Genomic DNA, 20,738 nt, shown 5'->3' with positions numbered 1-20,738 from the left:
GGGCCTGCCTGCCGTGGGCCGGCACGACAACTTCTTTGCGCTCGGTGGCGACTCCATCCTGAGCCTGCAGATCGTGTCGCGCGGACGTGTCGCCGGTTGGCAGATCACACCGCGCCAGATGTTCGAGCATCAGAGCGTTGCGGCGCTGGCATCGGTGGTGCAGCGCGTCGGGACCGCTGCGCCCGCGGCGAAGGCCACGGTGCGCGGCAAGCTGGAAGAGTATCTGGACGCCGCACAGATCGCCGCGCTCGGCTTCGACGCGAACGAGATCGAGGACGTCTATCCGCTGTCGCCCACGCAGGAGGGGATGCTGTTCCACACGCTGGAATCGGCGGGCAGCGGCCTCTACATGAACCAGCGCAGTGTATCGGTGCGTGGGCTGGACCCCGCGCGTCTGGCACAGGCGTGGCAGGCGATGGTGGATCGACATCCCATCCTGCGCAGTGTTTTCATCTGGGAAGCCGGCATGGCGCGCGCGGTGCAGGCGGTGCGGCGCGCGGTGCGGGCGAGCATCGCGCAACTCGACTGGCGCGGGCAGCCCGACACGGATGCGCGGCTCCAGGCGTTGGCGGACACCGAACTGCGTCGGGGCTTCGACATGATGGCGCCGCCGTTGTCGCGCGTTTGCGTGGTGCGGCTCGATGACGATCTCTGCCAGATCGTCTGGACCGGCCACCACATGCTGCTGGACGGCTGGGGCGAGACGCGGCTCATGGGCGAATGGCTGCAGTCCTATGCCGGCGAGGCACTGGGCACGCTGGCACCCGGCTATGGCGAATACGTGCGTTGGCTGGCCGCGCAGGACAAGGCCGTGGCCGAGACGTTCTGGCGCGACACGTTGCGCCGCGTGGACGGCCCCACGCTGCTGGCCGAAGCTTCGCGTGCCCCGCAGCGCGAACCGGGCTACGGCAAGATCTACACGCGGATGACGCCCGAAGCATCGCGCGACCTGCAGGCGTTTGCGCAACGCGAGCGCGTCACGATGAACACGGTCGTGCAGGCTGCCTGGGCGTTGACGCTGAAGCGCTGCCTGAATCGCGACACGGTGACGTTCGGCGCCACGGTGGCGGGGCGTCCGCCATCGCTCGACGGCGCCCAGGAAATGATGGGGCTGTTCATCAACACGATTCCCGTGCCGGTAACGATGCCGGCGGCCCAGCCGCTCGGAGACTGGCTGCGCGCGCTGCAGGGCCTGAACCTGGGCCTGCGCGAGTTCGAACACACATCGCTGGCCGATATCCAGCGCTGGCAGGGGTCATCGGGCCGTCCGCTGTTCGACACCATCATCGTGTTCGAGAATCACCCGATCTCGCAGACGCTGCGCAATGCCGAAAGCTACGGCCTGACGTTTGGCCCTGTGGACAGCCTGTCGCTGACCGGCTACGCGATGGACCTGCAGGTGCTGATGCACGACCATCTCGAAATCGAGTTCTGCTACGCCAGTCACCAGGTATCGGACGAGTTCGCCGTGGCACTGCGCGCGCAGATGGAGCAGTTGCTGGCTGGCTTCGTGCAGGCTGCCGCACGTCCGCTCGGCGAATTGTCGTGGCTGGGGACGGAGGCTGCGCAGGCGCTGGCCGTGCTGGCGCACCAGTCGCAGGGTGTGGCCGATGCGGCCATCGAACGTCCGGCCGCGCTCGTGCATGAGTCCATCGCCGAACATGCCGCCGCACGCCCGGACGCCATCGCGGTGCGCATGGGCGACGCAGCCATCAGTTTCGCCACGCTCAATGCCCGCGCCAACCAACTGGCGCACGCGCTGCTGGCACGCGGCATCACGTCGGAGAGTCTGGTCGGGGTGGCGTTGCGCCGCACGCCGCAGATGATCGTCACGCTGCTGGCCGTGCTCAAGACGGGCGCGGCCTATGTGCCGCTGGACCCCGCCTATCCGGCTGACCGGCTCGCGTATATGGTGGACGATGCGCGTCTGAGCCTGCTGGTCACGCAGCGCGATGTGCGCGCGGGACTGGGCCTGGGCCACGCCGTGGACGTGCTCGAACTGGAAGACCTGCCGGGCCATGCGTGGCCCGAGACCGATCCGCGCGTGGCGGTGCCGCGCCAGGGCCTGGCGTACATCATCTACACCTCGGGTTCCACGGGGCGTCCGAAGGGCGTGGCGGTGTCGCACGGTCCGCTGGCGATGCACTGCCGGGCCACATCGCGCATCTATGGCATGACGCATGACTCGTGCGAGATGGTCTTCATGTCGTTCTCGTTCGACGGCGCGCACGAGCGCTGGCTGACCACGCTGACTACCGGCGCCACGCTGGTGCTGCGCGACGACGAACTGTGGACGCCGGAGCAGACCTACCACGCGCTGAACCGCTATGGCGTGACCCACGTGGCATTTCCACCGGCCTATCTCGGACAGATCGCCGAATGGGCCGTGGGGCGCGACGATGTGCCGCCCGTCGAGGTTTACGTGTTCGGCGGCGAGGCGATGCCGCGTGCCACTTACGACCTCGTGCGTCGCACGCTGCGTCCGCGCTTCATGCTGAATGGCTACGGCCCCACGGAAACCGTGGTGACGCCGCTGATCTGGAAGACGCCGGCTGACAGTGCCTTCGATTGTGCCTATGCACCGATTGGGCGGCCCGTGGGCGAGCGGTCGAACTGGGTACTTGACGAAGACCTGCGGCTGGTCCCACCGGGCGAGGTGGGCGAGCTGTATGTGGGCGGGGAAGGCGTGGCGCGCGGTTACCTGCGCCGTCCGGGCCTGAGCGCCGAGCGCTTCGTGGCCAACCCGTTCTCGAACGATGGCGGCCGGCTGTACCGCACCGGCGACCTCGTGCGCTACATGGACGATGGCGTGATCGAGTACATCGGCCGCGCCGACCATCAGGTGAAGGTGCGCGGGTTCCGCATCGAACTGGGCGAGATCGAGGCGCGCATGCGCGAGGTGCCGGGCGTGCTCGATGTGGCCGTGGTCACCCGGCAGGGGCCGTCCGGCAACCAGCTTGTGGCCTACGCGGTGCCGCTGCCGGGCGTGCCTGCTGGCGACCTGCCCGAGCGGGCGCGCCAGCAGCTGGGTGTCCGTCTGCCGGAGTACATGGTGCCCGCGCACGTGGTGGTGCTGCCCGCACTGCCGCGCCTGATCAGCGGCAAGCTCGATCGCGCCGCGCTGCCCGAGCCGACGGTCAGGACCGAAACAGTGTGGGAGGCGCCGCGCAACGAGATCGAGCAGCGGATGGCGGACATCTGGCAACAGGTGCTCGGAGTGCCGCGCGTGGGGATTACCGACAACTTCTTCGAGCTTGGCGGCGATTCGATCCTCAGCCTGCAAGTCATTTCCCGCGTGCGCAACGCCAGGATTGGCCTGACGCTGACGCTGCGTGACCTGATGCGGCACCAGACCATTGCTGCGCTGTGTTCACGGGATGACGCGCCGGTTGTCGTCGGTCCTGCATCGCCATGGCCGGCCACTGCGGCGGGCCATGTGCCGTTGATCCCGATCCAGTCGTGGTTCTTCGACCAGCCGATTCCGGAGCGTCATCACTACAACCAGTCGGTGATGTTGCGATCCGAACGTCCGCTGGATGGCCAGCACCTGCTGCGTGCACTGGACGCGCTTGCACAGCGTCACGACGCGCTGCGGCTGCGTTTCACGCAACGCCCGGATGGCACGTGGGAGCAGGGCTATGCCGTGCCGCGCGATAACGCGGCAGACGTGCTCTGGACGCGCGATGTGGACGGAGCCGCCGAAGTCACCGAAGTCGGGGAGGCCGCCCAGCGCAGCCTGAACCTTGCCAGTGGTCCGCTCTGGCGCGTGGTCCACATGCGCCTTGCCGATGGCAGCGCGCGCTTGCTGCTGGTGATCCATCATCTGGTGGTGGACGGCGTGACGTGGCGCGTGCTGCTCGACGACCTGCAGGCCGCTTACGCGCAACTGTCGGCCGGAGAAACGGCGGTGCTGCCGCCTGCCGGCGTCTCGTTCCAGTCCTGGGCCAACTACCTGCGCGACCACGGCAAGTCGGCGGCCTTGCGCGCCGAGGCCGGCTACTGGCAGGCACAACTCGCCGATGCGCAGGACCTGCCGCGCGATGACGCCACCGTCTCTGCGCTCGCGGCACACACCGCATCGGTGCGCACCATCCTCGACCGCGATATCACGGCCCGGTTGCTGCGCGCCGTGCCAGCGGCTTTCGAAACCGGTATCGAAACACTGCTGCTCGCAGCGCTGTCTCGCGTGCTGGCACGCTGGACCGGCCACGACGCCACACTGGTCAGCCTGGAAGGGCATGGCCGCGAGGGCGATGCCGCAGGACTCGACCTGAGCCAGACCGCCGGCTGGTTCACAAGCGTCTATCCCGTGCGGCTCGCGCACGGACGCGACAGCGCCAGCCAAAGCATCCTCGGCGTGCGCGATACACTGCGCGCCGTGCCTGGCAAGGGCATCGGCTACGGTGTGCTGCGCTACCTTGGCGAGGACCTTGCCGTACGCACGGCACTGGCCGCCGCCGAACCACGCATCACCTTCAACTACCTGGGCCAGTTCGACCAGACCTTCCGCGACAGCACCGATTTCCAGCCAGCCGAGGAAGCAGGCGGGGCCATGCGCAGCGCCGCAGGCCCACTCCCCAACTGGATCGAAATCGTGGGCCGCGTGTACGACGGACAGTTGTCCGTCAGCTGGATCTTCAGCGACGCCATGTTCCGGCAAGCCACGGTGCAAAGCCTGGTGGACGCCTATCGTGCGGAATTGGAAGCGTTTGCGATGCTGGCGGAGCAGGAGGTCGTGGTGGTATAGGCCCGTATCGAAAGCCGCGCTACCCGTCGCTGTGCGCCCCCCTCTCCCGCGTTGCAGGAGAGGGGGGTAAGACAAACCGCAACGTCTACCGCATCGTCCCCCACCCGCCGCCCAGCGCCCGGTACACCCCCACACGGGCCAGCAACCGTGCCTCCAGCCGTTGCACGGCCTGGTCCTGCGCCGTGTAGTAGCTGCGCTGGCTGATCAGCAGGTTGAGCAAGGTGTCGGCGCCTGCCCGGTAGCGGGATTCGGCGAGGGATACGGCCCGTTCGGATTGCGTGAGTTCTTCGGCCTGTTCCCGTGCCTGGGCGTCTGCGCCATTGACATTGCTCAGCGCAGTCTCTGCGTCGGCGAAGGCGTTGACGATGGTGGCGCGGTAGCGCACCAGCTGGCCGGTGCGCTGTGCCGCGGCGAGGTCGCGTTGACCGGCCAGCCGGCCGCCGTCAAAGATCGGCGCGGCCAGCGCGGCGGCCAGCGTATAGGCCGGGCCGCTGAACAACGTGCCGAGCGTGGTGCCGGCAAAACCAAGACCGGCGCCAAGGCTGACAGTCGGAAACAGTGCCGCACGCGCGGCGTCGAGATTGGCATCGGCGGCGGCCAGCCGGGCTTCGGCGGCGGCGATGTCGGGCCGGCGGGCGAGCAGCGACGATGGCGTATCGGGCGTGATGTCGGGCAACTGCAGCGTGGCGAGCGTGGCATCTGTCGAAGGCGGCAGCGGTGCCACTTCGCCAAGCAGGGCCGCGATCGCCATGTTCAATGCGTCCTGTTGCTGGCGCAGTGCCTCGATGGTGCGGCGCTGTGCCGCCACGAGTGCGCGCTGCTGGGCCAGTTCCAGTTGCAGCGCGGCGCCGGCATGGCGGCGGGCCTCGACCAGCCGCAGCACGCGATCGGCGCTCGCGAGGTTCTGCTCGCCGATGGCGATACGCTCGCGCGTGGCCTGCCGCTGGACCCATGCCGACGCCACGTTGGCGGTGACGGTCAGCCGCACGGTATCGAGGTCGAACGCCGATGCTTGCACTCCCCGGCCGGCCGTTTCGCGCAACGCGGCCAGGCGGCCCCAGAGATCCACCTCGTAGTTCGCCACGAAGCCCAGTTGCCATGCATTGCCGGCCACATCGGTGCTGCCGCCGAGCCGTCCCTGGCGAGACGCCCTGCCGTCAGCCGACAGCGACGGCCACATCGATGCGCCAGCGATACGCGCCAGTGCCTGCGCCTCCTGCATCCGTGCGGCCGCTTCGGCAAGGTCCAGGCTCTGCTGGCCGGCGCGTGCCACCAGCGCGTCGAGTTCCACACTGCCGAAGCTTCGCCACCAGGCGTCCGTCACATCGTTGCCCACCTGTTTGGACGTGGCATGCCATGCGGCCGGCACGGCCACTGCGCGCGGGGCGGGATCGCCATGGATGGCGCAACCGCCCAGGACCATGACGCCAAGCAGGTACGACACGCGTGAAAGGCTTCTCCAGCCGCAGTGAGGAAATTCGATCATGTCAGTCGCCTGCCAGCGCCACGACCGGGTCAAGCCGCGCGGCGCCGCGTGCGGGCGTGTAGCCGAACACCAGCCCAGTGAGCACCGCGAAGCCAAACGCCAGTGCGCACGCGGCGGGGGAGTAGGTAATCGGAACGCCAGCCAGCGCCATGGCTGCGACGGTCACGAGTCCGATCGCCACGCCCACACCACCGCCCACGGCAGTGACCAGCATCGATTCGGCCAGGAACTGGCGCAGGATGTCGCGCTGCCGCGCGCCGGTGGCCATGCGAATGCCGATCTCGCGCTTGCGCTCGCGCACGGTCATCAGCATCACGTTCATCACGCCGATGCCACCGACCACCAGCGACACCGCAGCGATCAGACCGAGCATCACCGTCATCGTCCGCGCCGTGGCGGACTGCACGCGAATCGCTTCCGCCTGGTTCCAGATCCGCACGTCGCGGGCCCGACGGGCCGTGGCAAGGCGCGCCTCGATCTCGGCGGCGGTCTCGGTGGCGCGATCCAGATTGCGGATCTCCACGGCGATCCAGGTCGGGTTGGGTTGCCCAAACAGACGGGCGATGGCGGAAGAGAGCGGCACCAGCACGCGGTCGTCCTGATCTTCGCCACCGGTCGATCCCTTGGAACCCAGTACGCCCACCACCTCGAAAGGCACCTTGTCGACGAGGATGTCCTGGCCGAGTGGGTTGCTGCCATCCGCGAACAGCCGCTTGCGCACGGTTTCGCCGATCACGGCCACCTTGGCGGTGCGGGCTTCATCGGCGGAATCGAACATGCTGCCCGCCACCACCGGCCAGCGCAGCACCTTGACGAAGGCGCCCGTGGCGCCGCCGCCTTCGGTATTGTGATCGACGCCGCCCCGGCGCACGACCACCCGATTCTCGATATAGGGCGCCACGGCCTCCACGTTGGGCGTTTCGGCAATGGTGCGCACATCGTCGAGCGTCAGCGGCGTGCCACGTTCGCGCGACGATGCCGGATTGGCCGCGACGAACATGGTCCGCGATCCGAACGTTTCCAGTTCCTGCATGACCTTGTTCTGCGAACCGCTGCCAACGGCCAGCATCACGATGACCGATGCCACGCCAATCACGATGCCAAGCAAGGTCAGGCCCGTACGGAAACGGTTCCCCCACATCACGCGCCATGCAGCGCGCATGGCCTCGCGCAGATCGGTGACCAGGCTCGCGTGTCCGTGCGCGGAAGCCCCCGGCAGCGGCTCACGCGGCGATTCAGGCGCCACGGCACCGGAGTCGGCAATGACCTGCCCATCGCGCACCTCGATGACGCGACGTGCACGGCTGGCGATCTCGCGGTCGTGGGTGATCAGGATGATCGTGTGGCCTTCGGCGGCCAGTTCGCGCAACAGCGCCATGACCTCGGCGCCGCTCCTGCTGTCGAGCGCGCCCGTGGGCTCGTCGGCCAGCACGATGCGGCCGCCGTTCATCAGCGCACGCGCGATGGCCACGCGCTGCTGCTGTCCGCCCGACAACTGGTTAGGCCGATGATTGACGCGAGCCCCCATGTCCAGCCGCTCCAGCAGCGCCGTGGCGCGCGCACAGCGTGCAGCGTCTGGCATGCCCGCGTACAGCGCCGGGATCTCGACGTTCTCGCGCGCGGACTCGCTGGGGACAAGATGATAGCCCTGGAACACAAAGCCGAATGCCTCGCGGCGCAGCCACGCCAGCGCATCGGCATCGAAACCGGACACGTCTTGCCCTTCGAACAGGTACTGGCCAGCGCTGGGCCGGTCGAGGCAGCCCAGGATATTCATCAGCGTGGACTTGCCCGACCCCGATGCGCCAACGATCGCCACGAACTCGCCCGCGTGGATATCGAGCGAGATACCGCGCAGCACATCGGTGGCCGGCGCGCCGTTGCGATTGCCATAGGTCTTGCGGATATCCCGCAACGATATCAGCGGTGTGGGCGATCCAGCCATCACGAACTGGGCTCCGCCTCGCCCGTGGACTGTTGCACCAGTACGCGCTCGCCGGGAGACAGCCCCTTGAGCACCTGCACCTGAAAGCGGCTACGGACACCGGTCTCGACTTCGCGCCGCTCGATGCCGCCATCGGCGCGCAGCACGCGAGCCACCGAGCGGCCGCGTCCTTCGGCGGGTGCCAATGCGGCAACCGGCACGACGATGGCGTCTCTTGCACTGGCCTCGACGAATGCCACTTGCGCCGTCATCTGCGGCATCAGTTCGCCATCGGCATTGTCCACGTCGAACAGGGCGGTATAGACAATCACCCGTCCGCCCGCCTTGGCCGGCGTCGCGGCGTTGTCGCCCGATGCCTTTTCAGGAGGTGGGGGCGGGGCAGGCAGCACCTGCCGCACGCTGCCGTGCCAGCGGCGTCCCTCGCCGCCGAGCGTGGTGAAGTAGACCGGCATGCCTGGCTTGACGCGCCGGACATCGGCCTCGGAGACCTCGGACCAGACCGTCATCGTGCCCAGGTCCGCCACGCGCATCACGTTGGGCGTCTGGTAGGTGGCGTTGAGCGTCTGGCCTTCGCGTGCATCGATCGACACCACGGTGCCGGCCAGCGGCGCATAGATCCGCGTGTAGCCCAGCCGGGCTTCATCAGCCTTGAGGGTGGCCTGCGTCTGCGCGATCTGCGCCTGGAGATTGCGGATATTGGCGTCGGCCAGCGCCAGCGCGGCCTCGGCGGCCTGTATGTCTTCTTCGCGCGTGGCGTCGGCGCTGGCCAGCTTCCGCTGCCGCGCATGCTGCTGCGCGGCCAGCCTGTACTGGGCCTGATTGCCGGACAATTGGGCGCGTAACGCCGCCAGTGCCGCGCGTCCCGCATCCACGGTGGCCTGCTGCACGCTGGGGTCGATTTCCACGAGCAACTGCCCCTGGCGCACCACATCGCCTGGCTGGACCAGGATCTTCTGGATCTGTCCGGATACCTGCGCGCCGACATCCACATAGCGGCGCGGCTGGATCATGCCGAGTGCCGTGACTTTGGATTCAAGCGTCTCCACACTGACCGGCGCCGACGCGGGCGGCGTCTCCTTGCTCCGCGCCATGACCGCAGCGACCGCACTTGCAATGGCCACACCGGCGATCAGCATCGCCCAACGCTTCACGCGTGTGTTCCGTGCAGGACTGCCCCTCAACACTGCGGCTCCTCATGCTTGGCGGGATGCAGGTCAGGCATTCCGCCGATTTCTATTTCACAACGATGGCCGGGCGAAATGCCGCATTGCCGCAGGGCGTCGAGCAGGATCTCGCATTTGTTCTTGTCACCAACGGGAATCCACACGTTTGCATCGCTGTCGCGAATGCGCAGTCCGCCAGGCCGCAGCCCGGCCGGCGCGGGTTCGTTGGCGCGCAGGCAATACAGCGCGCGCCGGCTGCCGTACTGCTCTTGCCACATGCGCACCACAATGCCGCAGCTCACGAGCTTCTTCACGACGCGATAGATCGTGGCAAGCGAGACGGGCTGTCCGCTCATCATCAACTGGCGATAGATGTCCTCGCCGCCGAGCCACTCGCCTTCGGCCCGTGCGAGCACGCGGAGGGTGGCCACCATCTGGACCGTCGGCTTGAGCTGGGCGCGGCGCAGCGCCTCCTTCAGCGGCTCGTCGCCGCTGGCCGGTGTCAGGGCGCGTCGCGTCACGCGGTAACGGCCTCGTTGTCCCCCGCAGTGCTGCGCGCAGGCACGTCGATGGCGCGGATGCGGCCCGCCTGCATGTGGATGACGCGGTCAGCCAGCGGGAAATAGCGGTCATCGTGCGAGATCACAATGACGAGATGACCCCGGTCTCGAAGTTCGGGCAGCAGTTCGGTATAGAACAGTTGCCGGAAGGTGGGGTCCTGATCGGCTGCCCATTCGTCGAAGACCAGCACGGGACGCCCCTCCAGATACGCGTGAACCAGCGCCAGGCGCTTGCGTTGCCCGGTAGACAGGTCAACGGTACTGAACACGCCGCCTTCGACGCTGACCTTGTGGGCAATCTCGAGCCGTTCCAGATAGGGGCGCGCCGCTTCGGGCAAGACGGCGCCGCCGTCACCGGGCGCGACCAGATCCTCGAACAGGTAGAAATCGGAGAACACGGTGGTGAACAACTGCCGGTAGTCGTCGCGCGTCTCGGCGGTGACAGGCGTGCCGTCTAGCAGAATCTGGCCAGAGTGGGGGGCGTAGAGACCGAGCAATAGCTTGATGAGCGTGGTCTTGCCTGACCCGTTGTCGCCGACGACAAACACCAGTTCGCCCGGATGTAGATCCAGATCGATGGGGCCGAGTACGAAGGCCGTCTTGCCCTCGGGCGCATCGAAGGCATAGCCGATGCCGCGCAGCGCGATGGACTGGTCGAACCTGACCGGAGCCGGAGGCTGCTGCAATGCGAGGTGGGGTTCGGGGTTGGCAAAGCGGGCCGACAGATCCGCGATACGCGAGAACGCAACCTTGGCGCGGCCGATACCAGGCAGGGCGCCGACGATCTGGTCGACCGGGCCTTTCAGGAACAGCAGCACCAGCACGAATCCGCTGAGCACCTGCGGCTCGACCTGCCGGAACGCTGCCCAGCCGAGGATCACGGCAATCAGCAGGAAATACAGCGCCGAGCCGAAGGCCATCGCCAGCACATAGGTATTGATCGCGCGGCGGTTGATGTCGCGGATGGCATCGACGATCCGTTCGACCTGCCCATCGAGTATCCCCATGCGGCGGGACCGGTGCATGCGCAGTTCCTTGGCCCCTTCGCTGATGCCGCGATAGCTCTTGTGCAACTGCTCCTCGTAGTCGCGCGCCTGCCAGAAGCCCGCCATGCCGCGTGCCATGGCGCGGGTCTGGATTGCAGCGCCGAGCACGAGCATCACCACCAGCAGGCCGAACAGTGTGGGCGACAGGTAGGCCAGATAGCCGAGGCATCCCATCACGACCGCCATCGAGATCACGGTGGCAGACAGGCTGAAGGCCACATCGCTGATCATGTCCACGTCCTGCGTCAGTACCGGCATCAGGCGATGGGTGCGGTAGCGCTCCAGCGCATCGATGGGCGCGGCCAGGATCTTGCGGGCCAGCCCCTTGCGCACCATGGCGACGAGCCGCTGCCCCACGAGATTGGTGGAGATATCGGAGATCGCACGGCCCGCCAATGCGAGCACGCAGAGGCCCACGAACGTCAGCAGCAGTCCACCGGCCATGCCGCCCGGGCGGTTCAGTACCGTATTGATGGTCGAGAGCAGCGCTACGGTTGCCACGCCCGCCGTGATACCGGTGACCGAGGACAGCACGATCCACGGGGCAAACGGTTTGAGCAGGTTCAGGGTTTCAGCGGCGGAACTGCGAGAAGCATTCATGGCGAGGCATGGCCGCGGCGGCGGCGCTGGGCGGCAATGGGCGGCGATGGGCGCCGGATACTGTGTAGACGAGAGGCAAACTGGAATGTTCAGGCCGTGCCATGCGGCGTCACGTTGCCTGAACATTTTTTCATGCCGCCCGTCTTGTGGGGTATGCACGCGGACGGCTGCCATGGCGCCGGACCGCGCTACCTATCGATCACGTCCGACGCCCGTGCCAGACAACGACACCACTTCCTCCCTTGCCGGACATCCGGCCATGCAGTGGCAGCGGGCTCGCCCCTGGCTGAATGCCCCGTGCGAGCCATTTCCGCAATATTCCGTCACCACCGCCGGCACGCGCCACCCGCTGCGGCCGTCCAAGCCTGACGGGGTGGTCTACACCCGCCATATCCCCTGGCTCGACCAGACGCTGACGTTCCGCGCGCTCGATATCGACGAGGACGTGACGCGCATGCACCGCTGGATGAACGATCCCGACGTGGCGCATTTCTGGCAGGAAGAAGGCGACATCGACCATCAACGCGCCTACCTGCAGCGCGTGCATGCCGATCCACATGTCACACAGTTGATCGGATGCTTCGATGGCGAGCCGTTCGGATACTTCGAGGTCTACTGGGCACGCGAGGACCGCATCGCGCCATTCTGCGACGCCACCGACTACGACCGGGGCTGGCATGTGCTGGTGGGCGAGCCGGATTTTCGCGGCAAATCGTGGCTGACGGCATGGATGCCTTCGATTTCGCACTATCTGTTTCTCGACGATTGCCGCACCCAGCGGCTGGTCATCGAGCCGCGCGCGGACAACGCGAAGATGCGCAAGAGCCTGTCGCGCTGCGGCTATGACCTGGTCTGCGAGTTCGATTTCCCCCACAAACGCGCTGTGCTGGGCGTGCTGCCACGCGAGCGCTTTTTCGGCGAGGCGCTCTGGATGCCGCAGTCAGACGACACGGCCGATAACGTCGGCCATCCGACAACACTATCGCCCAAGGCTTCCCATGCAAGTTCATGACCTGATTGGCGTCGGCTTCGGGCCGTCCAATGTGGCGCTGGCCATCGCACTGGAAGAGCAGTGTGCCGGGCAGCAGCGCCCCGATGCGTTCTTCATCGAGAAGCAGCCGGCGTTTGCGTGGCACCCGGACATGTTGCTCGACAACTCGCACATGCAGATTTCCTTCCTCAAGGATCTGGCCACCCTGCGCAATCCCGCAAGTCGCTTCACGTTCATCGGCTATCTGCATCAGAAGGGGCGTCTGCAGGATTTCATCAACCTCAAGACGTTTTTCCCGAGCCGTCACGAGTTCAATGACTACCTGTCCTGGGCGGCCAGCCATTTCCAGGACCAATGTGCCTATGGCGAGGAGGTGGTGGAGGTGACGCCCGAGCACCGGGACGGCGAAGTGGCGCTGCTACGTGTGCGATCCCGGACCGCGGACGGCGAAACGCGCGAACGCCTGGGCCGGAATCTGGTGGTGGGTGTGGGCGGCAGCCCCAATATTCCAGACAGTTTTCGCGCGTTGCGCGACGACGCTCGGGTGCTCCATTCGAGCCAGTACCTGCGCCGTATCGCGCAGCACGCTGCGCCCCGGCGCATCGCCGTGATCGGGGCAGGGCAGAGCGCCGCGGAGTTGTTCATGGATCTGCATGGCCGCTACCCCGAAGCACAGATCGACCTCGTGGTGCGCGCGCATGCCATCCGGCCGTCCGACAACAGTCCATTCGTGAACGAGATCTTCAATGCAGACTATGTCGATCACGTGTTCCACCGTCCCGAAGACGAGCGCGAGGCCATGCTGCGCGAGTTCTGGCATACCAACTACGCCTGTCCGGACCTGGAACTGATCGAGAGCATCTTCAAGGTGTTCTACGAGCAACGGGTGCGCGGCGATCAACGCCACCGTCTGCTGCGCCGCCACGAAGTCTGCGGTGCGCAGGCCGACACCGACAGCGTCCGGCTCGATCTGCGCGACCTCAATGCTGGCCGCGCGAGCCAGAACCCCTATGACCTCGTGGTGCTGGCCACGGGCTATGCACGCGAACAGCATCGTTCGATCCTCGCGCAGCTCGAACCATGGGTGGGCGAATGCGCGGTAGACCGTGACTACCGGGTGCTCGCCACACCGGGCTTCCGGCCGGGGATCTTCCTGCAGGGTGCGTGCGAGACCAGCCATGGCATCAGCGATACCTTGCTGTCGGTGACTGCGATCCGCACGGGGGAAATCACGACGGCGCTGGAGGCAGCGGGGCGGCAATCAGGGCGCTCCTTCGATGGCGAGCGACGCGCGGCGACGATCATGGCGTAATGCGGAAACGAAGCCTTGCTGCATAAAGAAATGCCACCGTCCAAGTGGCATTTTCTATTCCGTGGCGTCGCGTGGCCAGGGGGCGGGTGGCGAGGGTTCGGGTGCGCCGTCGAGATCGTTCACCGGCGGCACCAGCCCTGCCAGCAACCACAGCCGCGCGGCCTTGTCATAGGCGCGCCGGTGCGCGGGATCGGCCGCGAGCCATTCCATCATCCGGGCCCGTGCATCGTCGCTGAATCGCTCACGATCATGCTCACGTTGCACCCATGCCCAGGCCGTTGCCCAGGCGGCATCCTCGTTGTGTTGTGTCATGCGTGCCAATCCGATCCAGCGAAACGAAGCAAAGTGGCGGAATTTTGACACGTCAAGCACGCGTTGTCGCCCACGCCCTGTCACGGGAACATTTCAGCCGTTTACGAAGCTGGGCAGCGCGTCACGGAGTTAGTCCGCGTACATCAGCGTGCGGCAGGACTCGATGGCCCGCGCCGCGTCGGCCAGCAGCGCATTGACGAGGCCGAGCGCACAGCCCAGGTGTTCGGCAATCTGCCGCTGCGTCAGGCCCTGGATGCGGTACAGCTCGTGGGCCAGCCGCGTGCGGGCGGGAAGCTTCGACAGTTCGCGATCGATCGCGCAGAGCACCTCGTAGTCCTGGAAGGACTTGTGCGGCGAGGTGGCGCACGGCAACTCCAGTGTCTCGACCTCTATGTCATAGCAGCGATAGGACGATTCCAGGCTCTGCCGGCGGCAATGGTCCAGCGCCAGGTTCCGTACCACCTGGCAGCAATAGCAGAAGGGACGCTGGACTTCGCCCAGCCGGTCGCCATCCGACAAGCGGATCCAGGCGTCCTGGAGGATGTCTTCAGCGGTCTCGGGACTCCTGACAATGCCATGGGCAATCCGCCGCAGTTGGGCGCGATTGTCCATGAATACCTCGGCAAGCGTCGCTACGGGGGCGCTCGTCATCATGCTGGTCTCCCTGGTTGCAAATGCCAATACAAATGCAAATCATTCCTAATATGTCGCGAAGGACATACATTTAAAACTTGCCATCCGGGATGGCTTTGCTTTTTTGGATGCTTCTCAAGGTATGACGGACGAGCTTTCGGAATCCGCCAACTTTTTTGCGGAATCTCGCCATCGAGGATGTGCGGTCAGAACTCGAACTGCGCGCCGAGCTTGAATGTGCGGGGTGCGCCCTGCGTCAGGTAGGACGCGCTGGCCAGCCAATACGCCCGGTTGGCAATGTTGTCGACGTTGAAGCGGACGATGGCGCGCGTACCGCCGAGACGCGTCTCGTATCGCAGACCTGCGTCGAATAGCGTGAACCCCGCCACGGTCGCGGTATTGGCCGCATCGATCGGCCGCGACCCGTAGTACTGGACACCGGCCGTGAGCGTGAAGCCGGTATCGGCCAGCCGGTACTCCGAATAGAGCTTGGCCTGCTGCCGCGGCGTGCCATCGACAAACTTGCCTGCCAGCCCCGCCGTGGCGGTCTCATTGCGGGCGTCGAGGAACATCACACTGCCGATCACCTGCCAGCGCGACGTCAGGCGGGCCTTCGCCAGCAGTTCCAGCCCGTTGTAGCGGGATTCCCCGTTCTGGGTGAAGACATTGTCGGCATCGGTATAGGTCAGGCCACGCCGAATCCGGAATACGGCGGCGCTGGCAGACCACAGGGCGCGTTCGGCCTTGATGCCAGCCTCGAGCTGCTTTGTCTTGAGCGGCGCGAACACCTCCTGCGCGTTGGCCGCGCTCAGAGGCGCCGTTGCGCCTTGCTCCAGGGCCTCGACGTAACTGGTGTAGACCGAGAGCCACGGCGACGGCTTCAGCACGACGGCGGCGGTTGGCGTATAGGCACCCTTGTCGTAGCCGTTGACCGTATCCTTGAGGCCGTTGTGCCGCAGGCCGAGGATCACATCGACGTGATCGCCAAAATGGGCGGTGTCCGAGATGAACGCCGCGCGCTGGATCGTGTCGCTGCCCAGCGCATCGGCAGGCGGGACCGTGAGGCCGGGATTCGGGAAATTGCCGGGGCGAGACAGATTGCCCGTGCCGAGCACCGCCGAGGTGGAGCCGCTCGAATAGAAGGTGCGAATGCGCCCGTAGGAGAGTCCGAAAGTCAGGTCATGGGAGACCGGCCCGGTGCGCACCTTGCCCGTCACCAGCGCGCGGACGTCATCGGTGTCGAAGCGGTCCGTGCCGGCGTACTGGACTTCCGTGTAGTTGCCCGCCGCGTTGGCAAAGATCGAGCCATTGAGATAGCCACGGGTCATCACCGAGCCACGATAGAGCAGGCTGGCACGCCAGTCGTCGGCAAAGGTCCATTCGACGCCGGTGCCGTACACCCACGAGCGCGTTTCGTAACGCGTGAATGGCGAGAAGATCCGCTTGCTGCCGGGGATGGCGGCCGGCGGTTGCGCCACGACGAAATCCGTGTCGCTGCCCGTGGCATTCGGAAAAATACCCCAGGTCGACGAGGCGGTGACCTGGCGATCGACGGCCAGCACATCGGCGCGCCAGACCAGCTTCGGCAGGATGCGCCAGTCGAGCGCCAGCGACGCGGAACCGCGCTGGACTCGCCCCCCGTCCTTGACGTAGCTGTCGCCGGTCTCGCCCACCACATTGACGCGATAGCCGAATCGGTCTTCCGATCCGAAACGTCCGCCCAGATCGCCGCCTAGCAGGAACGTGCCGCTATCCGTCACGGACGTCAACACGTTGCGCAGCGGGGTATCGGTCGGCCGCTTGCTGATGAAGTTCACGATCCCGCCCGGCTGCGCAAAGCCGTACAGGAAGCCACTGGCGCCCTTGAGCAGCTGAATCTGCTCGAAGTGTTCAAGCGGCAGATCGCTGCTCCAGCTAAAGATATTGAGGCCGTCAACCTTGCGCCCGCTCAGGAGATCGAGTCCCACACCGCGCACCGCGATCTGCGAGGAGAGCCCGCCAATGTTGTTGCTGATCGGCGTGACCGAGGCATCGTTCTTCAGTGCGTCCACGAGCGAGTCGGCCTGCTGGTTATCCATCAGGTCACGTGTCACCACCTCGATGCTGTAGGGCGCTTCGATGATGGGCCGGTCTCCCAGCACGCCCAGGCTCGCGGCCGGCGCGCGATAGTGGTCGATGTCGTCGGCCGCCCCCGTGACGATGACCGGCGTCAGGGTCGGGATCGGCACCGATGTCTCGGCGGTAGCGGGCGCGGGCAATGTGCGTGGGCGCAGCCAGTAGCTCCCGCCGGGGTTCGACACCGCCTCCACCGGCTGGCCGGAGAGCAGCACACGCAGCGCTTCCTCGACGGTATAGGTGCCCTGCAAGCCGGGACTGTCGAGTCCCACGGTCAGCGCGGGATCGACGGCGATCGGCACCCCCGCTTCATTGCCGAAACGGGCGAGGGTCACGTCCAGCGGGCCGGGCCCGATCGAGAACGAGCGTGCGCCGGCAGCGGTCTGCGCCCAGGCGTTGCCCGCCATCGTCAGCGCAGCCGCGACGGACGCGGCCATGACGCTGGCGCGAAGCACGTCGGCGAGATGCGCGCTCACGAAACTGGGACGACCGGATCGACGAGGCACGATGACTGAGGCGGCGTAGGACTTCGGATGATTCGGGGTGCGGCGGGCCGTGATGGCACAGGGCTAGCGGGGGACGACTGTTACCCAGTACGGCGTGACCGAGCGTGTGCGCACGGGCAGGGCGTTCTCCAGTAACGCCAGTGCCGCGTCGGTGTCATCGAGGGGAAATGCGCCGGAGACACTGAGCGAGGCCAGCGCCGGATCGCAACGTAACAGGCCGGGACGATAGCGGGCAAGTTCCGCCACGAAAGCCGGCAGCGGCATGCGGCGCGCCACCAGCATCCCGTCGATCCACGACCGGATGGCGGGGTCCATCGGTGCGGGATCACCCACCGCGAGGGAACCAAAGCTGATTTGCTGACCCGCATCGATGCGCGACGACGCGCCGCCTTCCGACATCACACGCACGGCCCCGGCCGTGACACCCACCGTGATCGAGGCATCGCCCGTCGCCACATCGCGCACCACGAAGCGCGTGCCGAGCGGCGTGATCGTGCCGAATCGCGTGGCAACCACCAGCGGGCGCCCCTGGGCGTCTGCCGCGGTATGCACCTCGATCTCGCCTGCGCGGAGCCGAATCCGGCGATGCTGCGCGCCATATGCCACATCGATGGCGGACGCAGTGTTGAGCGTGACGACGGTGCCATCGGATAGCCGCAGCGTCCGTCTTTCTCCTGGCCCTGTGGAATGATCCGCAGCCATGCGGTCATAGGCGGCGGTCCGGGTCAGCATCCATCCGCTGGTTCCGGCGAGCGAAAGCGCACCGATGCCGGCCAGCGCCTTGAGGGCGCGGCGGCGCGAGGGAACGCGGGTATCCGCCTGCAGGGTCTGCCGCACGACGGCGGACGGCACACCGACCAGCCCGTGGCGAAGCTGGCCGATGGTGTCGGTCATCATCTGCCACGCCATTTCGTGGCTGGGATCGTCGACACGCCAGCGCGCACAGGCCGCCTGGTCGGCTGCGGTGGCTTCACCCGATTCAAAGGTGACCAGCCACATCGCGGCTTCTTCCAGAACTTCGTCGCTGGGTGGTGCCATCATCGTTGCAGCACGCGACAGCATTGCACGTAGGCTTTCGCCATCGCCTTCTGCACCATATTGACGGTGATGCCCATCTCGTCGGCAATGTCCCGATAGGGCAGACCATCGACCTGCGACAGCAGAAAAATATCGCGCACCCGCGCGGGCAGGCGATCCAGCGCGCAACTGATGGCGGTCAGGGATTCGAGAATCAGCGCCCGATCCTCAGGCGACGGGACGGTGGGCTCGGGCAGGCAGGCGAGCGCTTCCAGATAGGCACGCTCCAGCGCCTGCCGCCGAAAATAGTCCGCGGTCAGGTTCGTGGAAACGGTCGTGAGATAGGCGCGCGGCTCCCGCAGCGAAGCCGCATCGCCCGCATGGATCAGGCGTGCAAACGTATCGTGCGCCAGATCGGCAGCGCACTCCATGTTGCCCAGCTTGCGCGATAGCAGGTTGAGCAGCCAACCATGGTGACTGCGGTAAATGCTCGCGATTGCATGCCTGCCGCTTGAAGCAGCCTCTGTCCCAGCCATGGCGTCGATCCCGTCGCGGCGCCACGGCGCCCTGCGTTATTGAGAACGATTTGCATTCTAAAGATTGTGCGATGCCGCTGCAACCGCGCAAATGGCAATTCTGCAAATTCTGCAAATGTGAGCGAAAGGGCGCGGCGCGGGGTGGCGGCATGCGACGTCTCCAGCCTTCCTCCCCGCCTGGGAGCCACGCATGACGCACATAGGGGACAAAATGACCCCCGGTGTTGGATGCTCCAGGTTTTCTGGCGCCGCAATGGCTACGCGTTCCGCTGCGACCACCGCGCCGGGGAGGTACGGTGCACGGCGCCCAGCACGTGATAGCCGGCCGGGGTCAGTTGCACCGCGGGCGACGTGGCCGGTGCGTGGGTCATGTCGATCAGGCGGCGGGTGGCAAGCGCGGCCAGGTCGCGCGGGTCGATATCGCGGCACGAACCCAGCGATCCCAGCACCATCAACGCGGCGATTTCGTGGGCACTCAACATGGCAACTCTCCCCTTGGCAGCATCAACTCTGTGTGTCTCGTCTTTTGCCTTGTGAAGATAGCCACTGTGGAATCGTTAGTGCGCCAAAACCTGTAGCTGTTTGATAGCGATCAATTGAAAGGGTCGTATCCAAGCGGCCATGTGACTGGCCGAGTGGGTCCCATGCGCTGCGCGCCTCCGTTCTCCACGCAGATTGGCGTTTACCCCGAATCGATGCACGAGCCGTGTAAGAACAGGGTAAGGGGGGCGCAGTACCTTGTCTCCGGGCCATGCGGCAAGTACCGCGTGGTGAAGCAAGGATGTGCAGGAGACAACGATGCAAGATGATCTGATCATGAAGTTGAAGGCCAGCCGGCAATATCGTGAACTGGTGCGGCGGCGTGGGCGGCTGGGATGGATGCTGACGGCGGTAATGCTCGTGGTGTACTACGGCTACGTGCTGGTCATTGCGTTCGACAAGGAACTGCTGGCCGCACGCGTGGGGCAGGGTGTGATGACCTGGGGCATGCCGATCGGGCTGTTCGTGATTCTTTTTACCGTGCTGCTCACGGGACTCTACGTGTGGCACGCCAACCGCGTGTACGACGACCTCACCGACCGCATCAAGCAGGAGGTCGCATGACGTCTCGACATGTATTCGGCGCCGCCGCACTGCTGCTATCCGCCAGCGTCTTCGCTGCCGGGGGAGACTTGGGACAGGCCGTGAAACAGGCCACCAACTGGACGGCCATCGGCATGTTCGTGGTGTTTGTGGTCGGTACGCTGTTCATCACCAAGTGGGCGGCCAAGAAGACCAAATCCGCCGCCACGTTCTATACCGGCGGTGGCATCACCGGCTTCCAGAACGGTCTGGCCATCGCGGGTGACTTCATGTCTGCAGCGTCCTTCCTCGGGATTTCCGCAGCCGTGTACACCAGCGGCTATGACGGGCTGATCTATTCGATCGGCTTTCTCGTGGGGTGGCCGATCATCACGTTCCTGATGGCCGAGCGGCTGCGCAACCTGGGGCGCTTCACGTTTGCCGACGTGGCCGCGTATCGATTCAAGCAGGCACCCATCCGAGCGTTCGCGGCATCCGGCACGCTGGTGGTGGTGGCGTTCTATCTCATCGCGCAGATGGTGGGGGCTGGCCAGTTGATCAAGTTGCTGTTCGGGCTCGAGTACTGGGTGGCAGTTGTCATCGTGGGCGCGCTGATGATGATCTACGTGCTGTTTGGTGGCATGACGGCCACCACATGGGTGCAGATCATCAAGGCATGCCTGCTGCTGGGCGGCGCGTCGTTCATG

14 protein-coding genes and 2 pseudogenes are annotated in these 20,738 nt (G+C 66.1%); 5 read left to right on the top strand and 11 right to left on the bottom strand.

Annotation, left to right across the window (positions count from 1 at the left end; all coding sequences use genetic code 11):
- On the top strand, positions 1-4,747 hold a 4,747-nt coding region (locus tag ABDB81_RS29625), incomplete at its 5' end, for an amino acid adenylation domain-containing protein (RefSeq protein ID WP_346814312.1).
- Positions 4,748-4,832: 85 nt separating this feature from the next.
- Here ABDB81_RS29625 and ABDB81_RS29620 read toward each other — a convergent pair.
- The 5 genes from ABDB81_RS29620 to ABDB81_RS29600 form a co-directional block, all read right to left on the bottom strand.
- Positions 4,833-6,233, bottom strand: a complete 1,401-nt coding sequence (locus ABDB81_RS29620; RefSeq protein WP_346814311.1) for an efflux transporter outer membrane subunit — start codon at positions 6,231-6,233, stop codon at positions 4,833-4,835.
- Position 6,234: 1 nt separating this feature from the next.
- Entirely contained in the window at positions 6,235-8,178 is a 1,944-nt protein-coding gene (locus tag ABDB81_RS29615) for a MacB family efflux pump subunit (RefSeq protein ID WP_137926591.1), read from the bottom strand.
- Positions 8,178-9,269, bottom strand: coding sequence for an efflux RND transporter periplasmic adaptor subunit (locus tag ABDB81_RS29610; RefSeq protein ID WP_304523614.1), 1,092 nt, complete (start codon positions 9,267-9,269; stop codon positions 8,178-8,180). Before ABDB81_RS29610 ends, ABDB81_RS29615 begins: the two co-directional genes overlap by 1 nt.
- 86 nt (positions 9,270-9,355) lie before the next feature.
- Complete coding sequence (locus tag ABDB81_RS29605) at positions 9,356-9,862, bottom strand: transcriptional repressor (RefSeq protein ID WP_346814310.1); 507 nt, start codon at positions 9,860-9,862, stop codon at positions 9,356-9,358.
- Positions 9,859-11,547 carry a cyclic peptide export ABC transporter gene (locus tag ABDB81_RS29600; protein ID WP_160471975.1) on the bottom strand — a complete coding sequence of 563 codons (1,689 nt, stop codon included), beginning with the start codon at positions 11,545-11,547 and terminating at the stop codon, positions 9,859-9,861. Before ABDB81_RS29600 ends, ABDB81_RS29605 begins: the two co-directional genes overlap by 4 nt.
- Positions 11,548-11,875: 328 nt before the next feature.
- Between ABDB81_RS29600 and ABDB81_RS29595 the strand changes: the two are divergent.
- Together ABDB81_RS29595 and ABDB81_RS29590 are read left to right on the top strand one after the other, a co-directional pair.
- A pseudogene (locus ABDB81_RS29595) lies at positions 11,876-12,559 on the top strand (GNAT family N-acetyltransferase); the annotation flags it as partial.
- A complete protein-coding gene (locus ABDB81_RS29590; protein WP_346814309.1) occupies positions 12,546-13,850 on the top strand; it encodes a lysine N(6)-hydroxylase/L-ornithine N(5)-oxygenase family protein in 1,305 nt (434 codons plus the stop codon). The pseudogene ABDB81_RS29595 and the gene ABDB81_RS29590, both read left to right, overlap by 14 nt.
- Positions 13,851-13,904: 54 nt before the next feature.
- Here the strand turns inward: ABDB81_RS29590 and ABDB81_RS29585 are convergent, their stop codons facing one another.
- The 6 genes from ABDB81_RS29585 to ABDB81_RS29560 all read right to left on the bottom strand — a co-directional run bounded on the left by ABDB81_RS29585 (position 13,905) and on the right by ABDB81_RS29560 (position 19,451).
- Positions 13,905-14,162 carry a DUF4880 domain-containing protein gene (locus ABDB81_RS29585; RefSeq protein WP_137926585.1) on the bottom strand — a complete coding sequence of 86 codons (258 nt, stop codon included), beginning with the start codon at positions 14,160-14,162 and terminating at the stop codon, positions 13,905-13,907.
- 129 nt (positions 14,163-14,291) lie between these two features.
- The gene (locus tag ABDB81_RS29580) at positions 14,292-14,816 is read right to left on the bottom strand and encodes a sigma-70 family RNA polymerase sigma factor (protein ID WP_137926584.1); all 525 of its coding nucleotides are present in this window, start codon (positions 14,814-14,816) and stop codon (positions 14,292-14,294) included.
- A gap of 185 nt (positions 14,817-15,001) precedes the next feature.
- The gene (locus ABDB81_RS29575; protein WP_346814308.1) at positions 15,002-17,386 is read right to left on the bottom strand and encodes a TonB-dependent receptor; all 2,385 of its coding nucleotides are present in this window, start codon (positions 17,384-17,386) and stop codon (positions 15,002-15,004) included.
- Between the two features lie 93 nt (positions 17,387-17,479).
- On the bottom strand, positions 17,480-18,478 hold the full coding sequence (locus ABDB81_RS29570) for a FecR domain-containing protein (protein WP_346814307.1): 999 nt from the start codon (positions 18,476-18,478) through the stop codon (positions 17,480-17,482).
- Positions 18,454-18,969, bottom strand: a complete 516-nt coding sequence (locus tag ABDB81_RS29565) for a sigma-70 family RNA polymerase sigma factor (protein ID WP_137926581.1) — start codon at positions 18,967-18,969, stop codon at positions 18,454-18,456. The genes ABDB81_RS29570 and ABDB81_RS29565 overlap by 25 nt, the downstream gene beginning before the upstream one ends.
- Before the next feature lie 257 nt (positions 18,970-19,226).
- Positions 19,227-19,451, bottom strand: a complete 225-nt coding sequence (locus ABDB81_RS29560; protein ID WP_346814306.1) for a hypothetical protein — start codon at positions 19,449-19,451, stop codon at positions 19,227-19,229.
- A 316-nt stretch (positions 19,452-19,767) separates the two neighbouring features.
- On the opposite strand from ABDB81_RS29560, the gene ABDB81_RS29555 reads away from it, so the two are divergent.
- Both ABDB81_RS29555 and actP read left to right on the top strand, forming a co-directional pair.
- Positions 19,768-20,073 carry a DUF485 domain-containing protein gene (locus ABDB81_RS29555; protein ID WP_137926579.1) on the top strand — a complete coding sequence of 102 codons (306 nt, stop codon included), beginning with the start codon at positions 19,768-19,770 and terminating at the stop codon, positions 20,071-20,073.
- A pseudogene (gene actP / locus ABDB81_RS29550) lies at positions 20,070-20,738 on the top strand (cation acetate symporter); the annotation flags it as partial. The gene ABDB81_RS29555 and the pseudogene actP, both read left to right, overlap by 4 nt.

The organism is Cupriavidus sp. DL-D2, from assembly GCF_039710735.1.
Taxonomy (GTDB): Bacteria; Pseudomonadota; Gammaproteobacteria; order Burkholderiales; family Burkholderiaceae; genus Cupriavidus.
This window is presented reverse-complemented; position numbering and strand designations above follow the sequence as displayed.

Coding starts and splice junctions, on each gene's coding strand:
- ABDB81_RS29620 (WP_346814311.1), bottom strand. CDS start 6,233: ATGATCGAATTTCCTCACTGCGGCTGGAGAAGCCTTTCACGCGTGTCG.
- ABDB81_RS29615 (WP_137926591.1), bottom strand. CDS start 8,178: ATGGCTGGATCGCCCACACCGCTGATATCGTTGCGGGATATCCGCAAG.
- ABDB81_RS29610 (WP_304523614.1), bottom strand. CDS start 9,269: ATGGCGCGGAGCAAGGAGACGCCGCCCGCGTCGGCGCCGGTCAGTGTG.
- ABDB81_RS29600 (WP_160471975.1), bottom strand. CDS start 11,547: ATGAATGCTTCTCGCAGTTCCGCCGCTGAAACCCTGAACCTGCTCAAA.
- ABDB81_RS29590 (WP_346814309.1), top strand. CDS start 12,546: ATGCAAGTTCATGACCTGATTGGCGTCGGCTTCGGGCCGTCCAATGTG.
- ABDB81_RS29585 (WP_137926585.1), bottom strand. CDS start 14,162: ATGACACAACACAACGAGGATGCCGCCTGGGCAACGGCCTGGGCATGG.
- ABDB81_RS29580 (WP_137926584.1), bottom strand. CDS start 14,816: ATGATGACGAGCGCCCCCGTAGCGACGCTTGCCGAGGTATTCATGGAC.
- ABDB81_RS29570 (WP_346814307.1), bottom strand. CDS start 18,478: ATGCTGTCGCGTGCTGCAACGATGATGGCACCACCCAGCGACGAAGTT.
- ABDB81_RS29565 (WP_137926581.1), bottom strand. CDS start 18,969: ATGGCTGGGACAGAGGCTGCTTCAAGCGGCAGGCATGCAATCGCGAGC.
- ABDB81_RS29560 (WP_346814306.1), bottom strand. CDS start 19,451: ATGTTGAGTGCCCACGAAATCGCCGCGTTGATGGTGCTGGGATCGCTG.
- ABDB81_RS29555 (WP_137926579.1), top strand. CDS start 19,768: ATGCAAGATGATCTGATCATGAAGTTGAAGGCCAGCCGGCAATATCGT.